This window comes from Shinella agrisoli, assembly GCF_046557955.1.
In the GTDB taxonomy this organism is placed as follows: Bacteria; Pseudomonadota; Alphaproteobacteria; order Rhizobiales; family Rhizobiaceae; genus Shinella.
Genome location: NZ_JBJIEP010000015.1, coordinates 88,161 through 101,240, shown reverse-complemented (window position 1 = coordinate 101,240; position 13,080 = coordinate 88,161). Strand labels below are relative to the sequence as shown.

Below are 13,080 nucleotides of genomic sequence, written 5' to 3'. Positions count from 1 at the left end.
AATATAAGAATTGCTACCATGACAAATTGGCTTCCCGACCTCCAGGCCTCCGATGGCCCGCTCTATGTGCGCATCGCCGACCAGATCGAGCAGGCGATCAACACGGGCGCGCTCGCCGCCGGCAGCAAGCTGCCCCCGCAGCGCAACCTCGCCTATGACATCGGCGTGACGATCGGCACGGTCAGCCGCGCCTACAGCATGGTGCGCGAACGCGGCCTCGTCAGCGGAGAGGTCGGCCGCGGCACGTATGTGCTCGGCTCGTCGGGGGATGGGCATCCCGCCGCCATCGATCCCGTCAGCGCCAGGCTGGTCGGCACGCGCGCCGCGCATGCGCCGCCCGGCAAGCTGCGCTTCGACACGACGGCCGCGACCGATGTCGGGCAATCGGCGGCGATCACCGAGGTCCTGTCGGCCATCTGCCGCGAGCAGCCGAACGAGATCGCCAGCTATACCCGGAATTTTCCGCAGCACTGGCTGGAAGCCGGCCGCCGCTGGCTGCGGCAGGGCGACTGGCAGCCTGCCCTCGAAAGCATCGTGCCGACGCTCGGCGCCCATGCAGCCGTCATCGCGGCGGTCTCGGTCATCACCTCCCCCGGCGACCGCATCGTCTTCGAGCATGTCACCTATTCGCAGGTGAGCCGCGGCACCGCCCTCATCGGCCGCCAGACCGCCCTGGTCGAGTCGGATGCCGACGGCGTCATCCCCGAGGATTTCGAGCGGGTCTGCGTGCAGCAGCACCCCAAGCTCGCCTTCATGATGACCTCGGGCCAGAACCCGACGCTCGCCACCATGCCGGAGGACCGGCGCCGGGCGATCGCCGCCATCGCGAGGCGCCACAACGTCTTCCTGATCGAGGACAATCTCTACGGCGCCACGATCGACAACGGCATTCCGCTGCTTGCCGAGATCGCGCCCGACCGCACCTTCCTCGTCGGCGGCCTGTCCAAAAGCGTCTCGGCCGGGGCGCGCGGCGGCTGGATCGCCTGCCCGCCGCACCTCGCCCAGCGCGTGCGCATCGCTCACAAGATGGTGAGCGGCGGCCTGCCGTTCCTGCTCGCCGAACTGGCCGCCCGGCTGGTGCTCTCCGGCACGGCGGACGCCGTCCGCGCAAAGGTCTCGGAAGAAGTGGGCGCCCGCGAGGCCCGGGCGCGCGAGATTTTCGCCGGTCTCGATTTCAACTCGCATCCGCGCGTGCCGTTCCTCTGGCTGAAGCTGCCGGACCCGTGGCTCTCCGGCACCTTCCGCCAGGCCGCCTTTTCGGAGGACATCCTCATCGACGACGAGGACGAGTTCAAGGCCGGCCGCTCGGAGAAGACCTTCCACCGCGTGCGCATCGGCCTGTCCTCGCCGGAAAGCCGCGCGGATGTCATCGCCGGCCTCACGCGGCTGCGCACCCTCATCGCCCATGGCCCGACGGGCTATGACAGTCCGGCCTGAAGGCCCCGCCCGCCTGTGGCCGGCGGTCATTTTCCTGTCGCGCCGCAGGACGGCATAGGCTAAAGAGACCGCAATCCTGCCCTCCACCGACAAGACGAGCGACGATGACCATTTCGAACACCCGCCCGATCACCCCGGAGCTGATTGCCGCCCACGGGCTGAAGCCGGACGAATACGACCGCATCCTCTCGCTGATCGGCCGCGAGCCGACCTTTACCGAACTCGGCATCTTCTCCGCGATGTGGAACGAGCACTGCTCGTACAAGTCCTCCAAGCGGTGGCTGCGCACGCTGCCGACCAAGGGACCGCGCGTCATCCAGGGCCCGGGCGAGAATGCCGGCGTGGTGGACATCGACGACGGCGACTGCGTGGTCTTCAAGATGGAGAGCCACAACCACCCCTCCTATATCGAGCCCTACCAGGGCGCGGCGACGGGCGTCGGCGGTATCCTGCGCGACGTCTTCACCATGGGCGCTCGCCCGGTCGCGGCGATGAACGCGCTGCGCTTCGGCGAGCCGGACCATCCGAAGACCCGCCACCTCGTCTCGGGCGTCGTCGCCGGCGTCGGCGGCTACGGCAATTCCTTCGGCGTGCCGACCGTCGGCGGCGAGGTGGAGTTCGACCAGCGCTACAACGGCAACATCCTCGTCAACGCCTTCGCCGCCGGCCTCGCCAAGTCCGATGCGATCTTCTACTCCAAGGCCGAGGGCGTCGGCCTGCCCGTCGTCTATCTCGGCGCCAAGACCGGCCGTGACGGCGTCGGCGGCGCGACCATGGCATCCGCCGAATTCGACGAGTCCATCGAGGAGAAGCGCCCGACCGTGCAGGTCGGCGACCCCTTCACCGAAAAGTGCCTGCTCGAAGCCTGCCTCGAACTGATGCAGACCGGCGCCGTGATCGCCATCCAGGACATGGGCGCGGCGGGCCTCACCTGCTCGGCCGTCGAGATGGGCGCCAAAGGCGACCTCGGCATCGAGCTCAACCTCGATCTCGTGCCGGTGCGCGAGGAGGCGATGACCGCCTACGAGATGATGCTCTCGGAAAGCCAGGAGCGCATGCTCATGGTGCTGAAGCCGGAGAAGGAGGAGGAAGCCAAAGCGATCTTCGTCAAGTGGGGCCTCGACTTCGCCATCGTCGGCAGGACGACGGACGACCTGCGCTTCCGCATCCTGCACCAGGGCGAGGAAGTCGCCAACCTGCCGATCAAGGAGCTGGGCGACGAGGCGCCGGAATACGACCGCCCGTGGCGCGAACCGGGCAAGCCCGCCCCGTTGCCGGCCAATCTCGTCGCCGAGCCGAACGACTACGGCCAGGCGCTGCTGAAGCTCGTCGGCTCGCCGAACCAGTCGAGCCGCCGCTGGGTCTACGAGCAGTACGACACGCTCATCCAGGGCAACTCGCTGCAGCTGCCGGGCGGCGACGCCGGCGTCGTGCGCGTCGAGGGCCATGCCACCAAGGCGCTCGCCTTCTCCTCCGACGTCACGCCGCGCTACGTGGAAGCCGATCCGTTCGAGGGCGGCAAGCAGGCGGTCGCCGAATGCTGGCGCAACATCACCGCGACCGGTGCCGAGCCGCTCGCCGCGACGGACAACCTGAACTTCGGCAACCCGGAAAAGCCGGAGATCATGGGCCAGTTCGTGAAAGCCATAGAGGGCATCGGCGAAGCGTGCCGCGCGCTCGGCTTCCCGATCGTCTCCGGCAACGTCTCGCTCTACAACGAGACGAACGGCATCGCGATCCTGCCGACCCCGACCATCGCCGGCGTCGGCCTCCTGCCCGACTGGTCCGCCATGGCCCGGATCGGCGGCGCGAAGGACGGCGATCACCTCGTCCTCATCGGCGTCGACGGCAGCCATCTCGGCCAGTCCGTCTATCTGCGAGACGTGCTCGGCATCGTCGACGGCCCGGCGCCGGAAGTGGACCTGCACGCCGAACGCCGCAACGGCGATTTCGTGCGCTCGGCCATCCGCAACGGCCAGGTCACCGCCTGCCACGACATCTCCTCGGGCGGCCTCGCGCTCGCGCTTGCCGAAATGGCCATGGCTTCCGGCAAGGGCGCCAGGATCGACCTGTCGGAAGCGAACGGCCCGGCCCATGCGCTGCTCTTCGGCGAGGACCAGGCCCGCTACGTGATCGCCATTCCGGCAGACCTCGCGAATTTCGTCTGCGCCAATGCCGAGGGTGCGGGCGTCCCGTTCCGCCGCCTCGGCGTCGTGGGCGGGGATGCGCTTGTGGTGGGCGACCTCCTGTCGCTGTCGATTGAGCAATTGCGCAGCACCCATGAATCGTGGTTCCCTGACTTCATGGACGGCAACGGCACCGCCGCTGCCGCCGCGGAATAACGATAAGGGAGCAGTTCACATGCCTATGTCACCCGGCGATATCGAAGACATGATCAAGTCCGGCATTCCCGGAGCGAAGGTCACGATCAGGGATCTTGCCGGCGACGGGGATCACTATGCGGCCGAAGTCGTCGCGGAGGCCTTCCGCGGCAAGACCCGCGTGCAGCAGCACCAGATGGTCTACGATGCCCTGAAGGGCAACATGGGCGGCATCCTGCACGCCCTCGCCCTCCAGACCTCCGTGCCGGACTGATCGCCCATGGCCGACCTCATCAAGGAGCTCGTCAGCGGCGTGGTCGACGCGGCCCTCAAGGAGGTGCTGAAGAAGACCGGCGTGCGCAGGTCCGCCACGCGGCGCGCGCGCCGCAGGACGACGACCCGCAAGAAGGCGTCCGGCGGGATCCTTGGTGATATTCTGGAAGCCGCCTTGAAGCCGGAAAAGAAGACCGCCAAGCGCCCGCGCAAGCAGGTGAGCCGCCGCCGCACGGCGGCAAGCCGCAGCCGCCAGCGCAGCCGGTAGGCCCGACAGGCGCGGCTGAGGCGCAACACCCCTCGAATGGTAAGGCAGCCCCTCGCATTTTTTGCGGGGGGCTTCTGGCAATTGTCATCCGAGGTTGTTATCTAGGGCAAACGGTTCATCGCATCGGCCCTTGAAGCCGATTTGCCAAGGAATACTGCAATGAGTGGCATCCACGATTTCATCGACAACGAAGTGAAGACCAACGACGTCGTCCTGTTCATGAAGGGCACGCCGGAATTTCCGCAGTGTGGGTTCTCCGGCCAGGTCGTGCAGATCCTCGACTATGTGGGTGTGGACTACAAGGGCATCAACGTGCTCGCCGACGCCGACATCCGCCAAGGCATCAAGGATTATTCCAACTGGCCGACGATCCCGCAGCTTTATATCAAGGGCGAGTTCGTCGGCGGTTGCGACATCGTGCGCGAGATGTTCCAGTCGGGCGAATTGCAATCGCACCTGCAGGGACAGGGTATTTCGATAAAAGGCGCCGCCTGACGCTTACGGTCTTCCCGGCCGCCGGCTTTTTCAAAGGCGCCGCATCAAGCGGCGCCTTATCTCTTTCATGGAATAAATTGATATGTCTGAACTTTCCCTCGAATCGGCCCAGCGCCTCAAAGGCATGGGCAAGGTAGAATTCATTGCGCTCATGGCGCTCCTGATGGCGCTCAACGCGCTCGCCATCGACATCATGCTGCCCGGCCTCCAGGAGATCGGCGCCAGCCTCGGCGTCGAGAACCAGAACCACCGGCAGTATGTCATCTCGGCCTATCTGATCGGCTTCGCGTTCGCGCAGCTGCTCTACGGCCCCGTCTCCGACCGCTTCGGCCGCCGCATTCCCATGTTCGTCGGGCTCGGCATCTACGTCGTGTCGTCGCTGGCGGCGATCCTGGTGCCGAGCTTCGCCGCGCTGCTGGCGCTGCGCTTCATCCAGGGCATCGGCTCGGCCGCCATGCGCGTCATCACCGTCTCGATCGTCCGCGACATCTTCGGCGGGCGGGCGATGGCGGAGGTCATGTCGCTGATCATGATGGTGTTCATGGTCGTGCCGGTGCTGGCGCCCGGCGCGGGCCAGGTCGTCATGCTGTTCGGCGACTGGCACCTCATCTTCGTGTTCATGGCGGTCATGGCTGCCGCCGTCTGGGCCTGGATGTATCTGCGCCTGCCGGAAACGCTGCATCCGCAGGACGTGCGCCCCTTCACGGTGCGCTCCGTCCTCGACGGTTTCCGCATCGTGCTGACCGATCGCGTGGCTCTTTGCTACACGCTGGCGAGCACGTTCATCTTCGGCGCGCTTTTCGGCTTCATCAACTCGGCGCAGCAGATCTATGTCGGCATCTACGGGCTCGGCGTCTGGTTCCCGGTCGCCTTCGCGGGCGTCGCGGCCTTCATGGCGCTCTCGTCCTTCGTCAATGCCCGGCTCGTCGGCCGGTTCGGCATGCGGCGCCTGTCGCACGGCGCATTGGTGGGCTTCCTCGCGGTGAACGCGTTGTGGCTGCTCCTGACGCTCGCCTGGCCGACGCACGTGCCGTTCGCGATCTTCATCGTGCTCTTCGCGGTCTCGATGTTCCAGTTCGGCTGGATCGGCTCGAACTTCAACTCGCTCGCCATGGAGCCGCTCGGCCACGTCGCCGGCACGGCCTCCTCGGTGCTCGGCTTCATGGGCACGGCCGGCGGCACGGTGATCGGCGCCGTCATCGGCCAGGCGTTCAACGGCACGGCCCTGCCGCTGGTGTTCGGCTTCTTCGTGCTGTCGATCATCGGCCTGGTCTTCGTGCTGATCGCCGAGCGCGGCAAGCTGTTCCAGCCGCACAACAAGGCGGTTTGACGTCGAGCGAAGCATCGTTCGCAACTTGGCGCCCGGATCCTCGGGTCAAGCCCACGGTGACCGGGGAGAGGTTTCGCAAAAGCAAAGGCCCGGCTGCACATGCAGCCGGGCCTTTGAATGAGGGATGGTCCGCTCAGTCGACGAAGACCTCGCGCCGCAGCAGTTCCCAGCTCTCCCTGTCCGGCGCGAGCAGCAGGCCGCCCTCGACGTGGTGCGGCCGGTAGGCCGAGCCGTCGAAGCGGGCGGCATAGGCGCCGGCCTCCTCGGCGATCAGCGTGCCGGCAAGATGATCCCAGGGCATCAGCTTGTTGTACATGAGGTAGTGCAGGTTGCCGCCCGCGAAGGTACGGTATTCGTGCGCGGCGCAGCGGTAATTGGCGACGAAGGCGACCTTGGCGAGGTTCGACAGGATGCGGGCGCGGCGCTCGCGGTCGAGGAAGCTCGTGGAGGCCATGCCCGTCATCGCCTCGAGCGGCGCGGGGCCCCGCGCCTTCAGCTTGAGCGCCGGGCGGTGGTCGCCGGTCTGCCAGGCCCCGCCGCCCTTTTCCGCCATGACGAAGTCGTCGCCCATCGGGTCGTAGATGATGCCGCCGACGGTCTCGCCGCCGGAGACGATCGCCGCCATCACGCCGAAGAGCGGCACGCCGGCGGCGAAGTTGAACGTGCCGTCGATCGGGTCGACGACGATGGCGAGATCGGCCTCCGCGAGCTTCGGCAGGAGCGCCGGGTCGGCCGCGACCGATTCCTCGCCGACGAAGAGCACGCCCGGAAACTGCGCCGCCACCTCGCGCTTTATGAAGCGCTCGGCCGCCTCGTCGGCCGCCGTCACGAGGTCGTTGGCGTCCGCCTTGGTGCGGATGTCGCCCTTGGCGAGGGCGCGGAAGCGCGGGCGGATTTCCGCCTCGGCCGCCTGTGCGAGCACGAGGGCGAGCGCATTGATGTCGATCGTCGTCATTGTTGCCTTACCGTTTCGAGGGAGGAGAAGTCGAACAGCTTCGGGTCCAGCAGGTGGGACGGATTGGCGTGGCCGAGCGCGCGCAGCATGGCGTCCTTGCGGCCGGGCATGCGCGCCTCGATATCCGCCAGCATCGCCTTCATCGCGTTGCGCTGGAGCCCGTCCTGCGAGCCGCAGAGGTCGCAGGGGATGATCGGGAAGTTCATCGCGACGGCGAATTTCGCGAGGTCCTCCTCGGCCGCATAGGCGAGCGGCCGCAGGACCATCAGGTCGCCCTCGTCGTTGAGCAGCTTCGGCGGCATGGCGGCAAGCCGCCCGCCATGGAAGAAGTTCATGAAGAAGGTTTCGAGAATGTCCTCCCGGTGGTGGCCGAGCACCAGCGCGTCGCAGCCCTCCTCCCGGGCGATGCGATAGAGATTGCCGCGCCTGAGCCGCGAGCAGAGCGAGCAATAGGTCGCCCCCGCCGGCACCTTCTCCTTCACGATGGAATAGGTGTCGCGGTATTCGATCCGGTGCCGGACGCCGATGGATTTCAGGTAGTCCGGCAGGACGTGCTTCGGGAAATTCGGCTGGCCCTGGTCGAGGTTGCAGGCGATGAGCTCGACCGGCAGCAGGCCGCGCCACTGAAGGTCCATCAGCAGCGCGAGCAGCCCGTAGCTGTCCTTGCCGCCGGAGAGGCCGACGAGCCAGCGCTTCTGGCCCTTCAGCATGGCAAAGTCGTCCATCGCCTGCCGCACCTGCCGGAGCAGGCGCTTGCGCAGCTTGTTGAAGGAGACGCTCCGCGGCGCATCCGCGAAGAGCGGATGGCGGCCGTCCTCCGGCATGTCGTCTTCGGTTTCGGCAAGGGCGAGGGTCATGGGCTTGCAATGCCCCGAACCGGCGGCACAATCAAGCCCCGAACACCGACCATCCGGTCCGTGCCGCCAGCATTTCCAGGGCCAGCGAGCCGATGAGCGAGTTGCCGTTCTCGTTAAGGCCCGGCGACCAGACGGCGACCGAGGCCTTGCCGGGCGCGACGGCGAGAATCCCGCCGCCGACGCCGCTCTTTCCCGGCAGGCCGACGCGGTAGGCGAAATCGCCCGAGCCGTCATAATGGCCGCAGGTCAGCATCAGCGCGTTGATCCGCCGCGCGCGCAGATGCGAGACGACGCGGTGCCCCGTGAGCGGGTTGGTGCCGTTGTTGGCGAGGAACAGCCCTGCCCTGGCAAGCTGCCGGCAGCTCATCGCCAGCGCGCATTGATGGAAGTAGACGCCGAGGACCAGTTCGACCGGGTGGTCGAGCCTGCCGAAGGAGCGCATGAAATGGGCGAGCGCGAAATTGCGGTAGCCCGTCGCCTGCTCCGAGCGCGCCACGGCCTGGTCGACGATGATGTCGTCCTCGTCCGCCAGGTAGCGCATGAAGCGCACGATCTCGCCGATCGCCTCCTTCGGCGTATGGCCGGCGAGCACGAGGTCGGTGATGGCGATCGCGCCGGCATTGATGAAGGGATTGCGCGGGATGCCGCCCTCGCGTTCGAGCTGGACGATGGAGTTGAAGGCCGAGCCGGAGGGCTCGCGTCCGACCCGCTTCCAGATACCCTCGCCGTGCTTGCCGAGCGCAAGCGTCAGCGTGAAGACCTTGGAAATGCTCTGGATGGAGAAGGGCTCCTCCGCATCGCCCGCAAGATGCACCGCGCCGTCGACCGTCACCACCGCCATGCCGAACTTCTCGGGATCGACATGGGCAAGCTGCGGAATGTAGTCGGCCACCCGGCCCTCACCGCGCCTTGGCGAAAGTGTCGCGTGGATGTCCTCGACGATGGCCTGCAAATCCGTCACGGCCCGACCTCCAAAAGAAAAAGCCGCCAATCTCTTGGCGGCTTTTCCGAATTGCGCAAGGTGTCGCCCGCGATCAACGCGAGTAGAATTCGACCACCAGGTGCGGTTCCATGACGACCGCGTAGGGAACGTCGGAAAGAACCGGGACGCGAACGAAGGTCGCGACCATCTTGTTGTGGTCGACGTCGATGTAGTCCGGAACGTCGCGTTCGGCGAGCTGGACGGATTCCAGGACCGAGACGAGCTGCTTGGACTTTTCGCGCACTTCGATGACGTCGCCCGGCTTGCAGCGGTAGGAACCGATGTTGACGCGCACGCCGTTGACCTTGACGTGGCCGTGGTTGACGAACTGACGGGCGGCGAAGACCGTCGGAACGAACTTGGCGCGGTAGACGATCGCGTCGAGGCGCGATTCGAGCAGGCCGATCAGGTTTTCCGGGGTGTCGCCCTTGCGGCGGGCGGCTTCTTCGAAGATCGCGCGGAACTGCTTCTCGCGGATGTCGCCGTAGTAGCCCTTCAGCTTCTGCTTGGCGCGGAGCTGGACGCCGAAGTCCGAAAGCTTGGACTTGCGGCGCTGGCCGTGCTGGCCCGGGCCGTATTCACGGCGGTTGACCGGGGACTTCGGACGGCCCCAGATGTTTTCGCCCATGCGGCGGTCGATTTTGTACTTGGATGCAGCGCGCTTGCTCATCGCATTTCCTCTGGTTCTTGTTATGCCGCTCCGTCGCCGGACCGGCTGAAGGAAACACGCCCTCCTCTGAACCTTTTTGGGGTTCCGACAGGTTCCTCACGATCGCGACCGGAGAATCCACGGGACATGTCAAATGAAACACCGGACATTTCTGCCCGGCGCTGGCGGGCTCATTAGGCGGGTTTCATGGAATTGTCAACGAACAAAGCCCGGAAAATCCGCTTATTCCGCCGCATCGCGGTGGGAATCGGCAAGGTCTGGCCCGTTGGCGTCGCCCGGCAGCGTCTCGCAGCCGAGATCCGGGAAGGCGACGATGCGGTGGCCGGCAAGGTCGCTGTGCACCACGACCAGCCCCTGCTCCTCGAAATAGCCGAGCAGGCGGCGGGCGCGGCGGGCCGAATGGGTGCCGTAGGCCCGCGCGATCCGCGCGTCCGAAGGGCAGGCAAGGCCGCGCACGGCGGCCTGCGCGACAAGAAGGAAGACGCCTTGCAGATCCTCGGTGACATTGCGGGAAAGATCGAGCGCCCTGCCCCAGATCTCGCTCGCCGCCGTCTCGGCGTCGACACCGGAGCGGGCGACGGCCATCTTGCGGCGGAAGGCCGGAAGGGAAAGCGGCGCGCCGGGCACGCGGCGGATGCGGCAGCGCACGAGGAAATCCTGGAACAGCTCGGCATCGGCCCTGAAGGCCGCGTCGGGATTGGCGAGGATTTCGGCGAGCGCCTGGTCGAGCATGCTTTCGCGCTCCTCGGCGGAGATTTCCGGCACAGGCGTCCTGGCCGTCTCCTGCACGGGTTCCGGCCGCGCGCGGGAAAGCTCGGCGAGGATGTCCGTCGTCGGGCGCGGCGGGGGCGGCGCGCGGCGTGCGAGCGGACGCGAAAACTCTTCCGGATCCGGCGTGAAGATCAGGTCCTCCACGTCCTGCGGCGCATCCGGCAGCGGCATCAGCTTGGGGCTCGTCGAGCGGGCGGAGGTCTCGACCGGCCCGATCGTCACCGGCAGCGGACGGCGCGACAGCGCCGGGCCGAGCGCCACGAAGGAGCCGCGCTGGAGATCGCGGAACATCTCCGCCTGCCGGCGGTCGAGGCCGAGGAGGTCCGCGGCGCGCGCCATGTCGATGTCGAGGAAGGTGCGGCCCATCAGGAAGTTGGAGGCCTCCGCCGCGACGTTCTTGGCGAGCTTGGCGAGGCGCTGCGTGGCGATGACGCCGGCAAGGCCGCGCTTGCGGCCGCGGCACATGAGGTTCGTCATCGCGCCGAGCGAGAGCTTTCGCGCTTCTTCCGAGACCTCGCCGCCGGCCGCCGGCGCGAAAAGCTGCGCCTCGTCGACGACGACGAGCACCGGATACCAGTGGTCGCGGTCCGCATCGAAAAGCGCGTTCAGGAAGATGCCGGCCGCGCGCATCTGCTCGTCGGCCTCGAGGCCTTCGAGCGAGAGCACGCAGGAGACGCGGTGCTGGCGGATACGGGTCGCGATGCCGACGAGCTCGGCCTCCGTGCGCTCGCCGTCCACCACCACATGGCCGAACCGGTCGGAGAGCGTGACGAAGTCGCCTTCCGGATCGATGATGACCTGCTGCACCCACTGCGCGGACTGTTCGAGCAGGCGCCGCAGCAGATGCGACTTGCCGGAGCCGGAATTGCCCTGCACCAGGAGGCGCGTCGCCAGCAGTTCCTCGATATCGAGCCTGGCCGGTGCGCCGCCCTGCACCGTTCCCATGTCGATGCCGACCTTCATCCCGTTCCTCGTTCCTGAAATCTTCGATTCGCCCGGCCGCCACCGGGCAACCGGCAAGCCCTAACACGAAATCCACGTTCGTCACGCCCGGCTTTTGAAAAACCCACAGGGAAAGCCGCGTCAAACGACGCGCAACCCAAACCCCTGCATCAGCCGGCAGGTCGAAAAATCCGGCTTGCCGGACGTGAAGACGGCGATGTCCTCGCCGGGGGCGAGCGCGTCGAGCGGCGGCACGAGGCGGCGGGCCTGGCGGGCGATCGCCTCGGCGGGGTCGAGCCAGTCGACGGGCCAGGGGGCGAGCTTGCGGAAGAGGTTCGCCATGAAGGGATAATGCGTGCAGGCGAGCACGACGATGTCCGTCTTGCGGCCCATCTCGTCGACGAAGCAGGGAATGATCTCGGCGCGCACCGCCTCGTCGGAAAGCGTTTCGCCGCGGATATAGGCCTCGGCCATGCGGGCGAGGTTTTCCGAGCCGACGAGGCGCACGTCGCACTGGCTGGCGAAGGACTGGATGAGGTCGCGCGTATAGGCGCGCTTGACCGTTCCTGGCGTCGCCAGCACCGAGACGAGGCCGGAGCGGGTGCGCTCGGCGGCCGGCTTGATGGCCGGCACGGTGCCGACGAAGGGCATGTGGGGAAAGGCGGCGCGCAGGTCCGCGCCGACGAGCGTGAAGGCGGTGTTGCAGGCGATCACGCAGACTTCCGGGTCGTGCTCGTTGAAGAGCTTCGCGAAGAGGTCGATGATGTGCGCCTTCAGCGCCGGTTCCTCCCAGCCGCCGTAGGGGAAGCCGGCATCGTCCGCCACATAGGTGAAATGCCGCTCCGGCATCAGCACGCGGGCCTCGCGCAGCACGGTGAGGCCGCCGATGCCGCTGTCGAACATCAGGACGGGCTTTGCGCTACTCGACATCGCGGGGCGCCCTGGGCCGGCGGTTGCGGGTGCGGTTGGGACTGGCCGCCCCGCGCGGCGATTCCCGGGTAAAGCGATCGAGGCAGGAAATGACGCCGCGCAAGACCTGTATCTCCGTGCCGGTGAAGGAAGGACGCGTCAGGATGGCGCGCAGGTTCTCCACCAGTTTGGGCTTTTTTTCGGCAGGCCGGAAATAGCCGCGCGCCTCCAGCGTCTCTTCCACGTGGTCGAAGAGGCCTTGCAGCTCCTCCTTCCTGGCAGGGCGCTGCGGCAGCGCGTCGAAGGGCGTGTCCGCGACGGAGGCAAGGCCGCTCTTCATCCACTCGTAGCTCATAAGCAGCACGGCCTGGGCGAGATTGAGCGAGGCGAAGGCCGGGTTGACCGGGAAGGTCACCAGTTCGTCGGCCAGCGCGATCTCCTCGTTGGTGAGGCCCGTGCGCTCGCGGCCGAAGAGGATGCCGGTCTTCTGCCCTGCCCGGAAACGGACACGCAGGTCGTCCGCCGCGACCACCGGCGAGCGCACCGGCTTGTAGCCGTAGCGGTCGCGCGCCGTCGTCGCATAGACGAATTCGAGATCGGCGACGGCCTCCTCCAGCGAGGGATAGACCTTCGCCGCCTCGATGACATGGTCGGCCTTGCTGGCGGCCGAGATCGCCTTCTCGCTCGGCCAGCCGTCCCGCGGATTGACGAGGCGCAGTTCCGCGAGGCCGAAGTTCGCCATGGCGCGCGCGACCATGCCGATGTTCTCGCCCAGTTGCGGATGAACGAGGATGATCGCCGGTCCCTCGGCGATCAGCCTGCGTTCGCTGTTCGTGCCTGCCATGCCCATATGTCCCTAGAAAGATGGGG

13 protein-coding genes are annotated in these 13,080 nt (G+C 67.0%); 6 read left to right on the top strand and 7 right to left on the bottom strand.

The window, feature by feature from the left end:
- Positions 1-18 precede the first annotated feature (18 nt).
- From ACIIOY_RS16740 to ACIIOY_RS16715, 6 genes are all read left to right on the top strand, one after another.
- Positions 19-1,437 carry an aminotransferase-like domain-containing protein gene (locus ACIIOY_RS16740; protein WP_411035813.1) on the top strand — a complete coding sequence of 473 codons (1,419 nt, stop codon included), beginning with the start codon at positions 19-21 and terminating at the stop codon, positions 1,435-1,437.
- 104 nt (positions 1,438-1,541) lie between these two features.
- Positions 1,542-3,779, top strand: a complete 2,238-nt coding sequence (gene purL / locus ACIIOY_RS16735; protein WP_411035812.1) for a phosphoribosylformylglycinamidine synthase subunit PurL — start codon at positions 1,542-1,544, stop codon at positions 3,777-3,779.
- Between the two features lie 19 nt (positions 3,780-3,798).
- Positions 3,799-4,032, top strand: a complete 234-nt coding sequence (locus ACIIOY_RS16730; protein WP_411035811.1) for a BolA/IbaG family iron-sulfur metabolism protein — start codon at positions 3,799-3,801, stop codon at positions 4,030-4,032.
- A gap of 6 nt (positions 4,033-4,038) precedes the next feature.
- The gene (locus ACIIOY_RS16725) at positions 4,039-4,299 is read left to right on the top strand and encodes a hypothetical protein (RefSeq protein WP_411035810.1); all 261 of its coding nucleotides are present in this window, start codon (positions 4,039-4,041) and stop codon (positions 4,297-4,299) included.
- A 159-nt stretch (positions 4,300-4,458) separates the two neighbouring features.
- Positions 4,459-4,794, top strand: coding sequence for a Grx4 family monothiol glutaredoxin (gene grxD, locus ACIIOY_RS16720; protein ID WP_411035809.1), 336 nt, complete (start codon positions 4,459-4,461; stop codon positions 4,792-4,794).
- 124 nt (positions 4,795-4,918) lie between these two features.
- The gene (locus ACIIOY_RS16715) at positions 4,919-6,124 is read left to right on the top strand and encodes a multidrug effflux MFS transporter (protein WP_411035875.1); all 1,206 of its coding nucleotides are present in this window, start codon (positions 4,919-4,921) and stop codon (positions 6,122-6,124) included.
- A 133-nt stretch (positions 6,125-6,257) separates the two neighbouring features.
- Here ACIIOY_RS16715 and ACIIOY_RS16710 read toward each other — a convergent pair whose 3' ends face one another.
- The 7 genes from ACIIOY_RS16710 to ACIIOY_RS16680 all read right to left on the bottom strand — a co-directional run bounded on the left by ACIIOY_RS16710 (position 6,258) and on the right by ACIIOY_RS16680 (position 13,054).
- A complete protein-coding gene (locus ACIIOY_RS16710) occupies positions 6,258-7,079 on the bottom strand; it encodes an inositol monophosphatase family protein (protein ID WP_411035808.1) in 822 nt (273 codons plus the stop codon).
- Positions 7,076-7,936, bottom strand: coding sequence for a tRNA 2-thiocytidine(32) synthetase TtcA (gene ttcA / locus ACIIOY_RS16705; RefSeq protein ID WP_411035807.1), 861 nt, complete (start codon positions 7,934-7,936; stop codon positions 7,076-7,078). Before ttcA ends, ACIIOY_RS16710 begins: the two co-directional genes overlap by 4 nt.
- Positions 7,937-7,967: 31 nt before the next feature.
- Complete coding sequence (locus ACIIOY_RS16700; RefSeq protein ID WP_411035806.1) at positions 7,968-8,897, bottom strand: glutaminase; 930 nt, start codon at positions 8,895-8,897, stop codon at positions 7,968-7,970.
- A 73-nt stretch (positions 8,898-8,970) separates the two neighbouring features.
- Positions 8,971-9,588 (bottom strand): 30S ribosomal protein S4, encoded by a 618-nt coding sequence (gene rpsD / locus ACIIOY_RS16695; protein WP_411035805.1) that lies wholly within the window; start codon positions 9,586-9,588, stop codon positions 8,971-8,973.
- Between the two features lie 222 nt (positions 9,589-9,810).
- Positions 9,811-11,322: a helicase HerA domain-containing protein gene (locus ACIIOY_RS16690; RefSeq protein ID WP_411035804.1), complete on the bottom strand. Its 1,512-nt coding sequence runs from the start codon at positions 11,320-11,322 to the stop codon at positions 9,811-9,813.
- A 120-nt stretch (positions 11,323-11,442) separates the two neighbouring features.
- Positions 11,443-12,231: a glutamate racemase gene (murI, locus tag ACIIOY_RS16685; protein ID WP_411035803.1), complete on the bottom strand. Its 789-nt coding sequence runs from the start codon at positions 12,229-12,231 to the stop codon at positions 11,443-11,445.
- Positions 12,221-13,054 carry an RNA methyltransferase gene (locus ACIIOY_RS16680; RefSeq protein ID WP_411035802.1) on the bottom strand — a complete coding sequence of 278 codons (834 nt, stop codon included), beginning with the start codon at positions 13,052-13,054 and terminating at the stop codon, positions 12,221-12,223. Before ACIIOY_RS16680 ends, murI begins: the two co-directional genes overlap by 11 nt.
- Positions 13,055-13,080: the final 26 nt, after the last annotated feature.

What these genes read in the sequence shown, in the direction of transcription:
- ACIIOY_RS16715 (WP_411035875.1), top strand. Translation starts at nt 4,919, where the DNA reads ATGGGCAAGGTAGAATTCATTGCGCTCATGGCGCTCCTGATGGCGCTC.
- rpsD (WP_411035805.1), bottom strand. Translation starts at nt 9,588, where the DNA reads ATGAGCAAGCGCGCTGCATCCAAGTACAAAATCGACCGCCGCATGGGC.
- ttcA (WP_411035807.1), bottom strand. Translation starts at nt 7,936, where the DNA reads ATGACCCTCGCCCTTGCCGAAACCGAAGACGACATGCCGGAGGACGGC.
- ACIIOY_RS16690 (WP_411035804.1), bottom strand. Translation starts at nt 11,322, where the DNA reads ATGAAGGTCGGCATCGACATGGGAACGGTGCAGGGCGGCGCACCGGCC.
- ACIIOY_RS16730 (WP_411035811.1), top strand. Translation starts at nt 3,799, where the DNA reads ATGCCTATGTCACCCGGCGATATCGAAGACATGATCAAGTCCGGCATT.
- murI (WP_411035803.1), bottom strand. Translation starts at nt 12,231, where the DNA reads ATGTCGAGTAGCGCAAAGCCCGTCCTGATGTTCGACAGCGGCATCGGC.
- ACIIOY_RS16725 (WP_411035810.1), top strand. Translation starts at nt 4,039, where the DNA reads ATGGCCGACCTCATCAAGGAGCTCGTCAGCGGCGTGGTCGACGCGGCC.
- ACIIOY_RS16680 (WP_411035802.1), bottom strand. Translation starts at nt 13,054, where the DNA reads ATGGCAGGCACGAACAGCGAACGCAGGCTGATCGCCGAGGGACCGGCG.
- grxD (WP_411035809.1), top strand. Translation starts at nt 4,459, where the DNA reads ATGAGTGGCATCCACGATTTCATCGACAACGAAGTGAAGACCAACGAC.
- ACIIOY_RS16740 (WP_411035813.1), top strand. Translation starts at nt 19, where the DNA reads ATGACAAATTGGCTTCCCGACCTCCAGGCCTCCGATGGCCCGCTCTAT.
- purL (WP_411035812.1), top strand. Translation starts at nt 1,542, where the DNA reads ATGACCATTTCGAACACCCGCCCGATCACCCCGGAGCTGATTGCCGCC.
- ACIIOY_RS16710 (WP_411035808.1), bottom strand. Translation starts at nt 7,079, where the DNA reads ATGACGACGATCGACATCAATGCGCTCGCCCTCGTGCTCGCACAGGCG.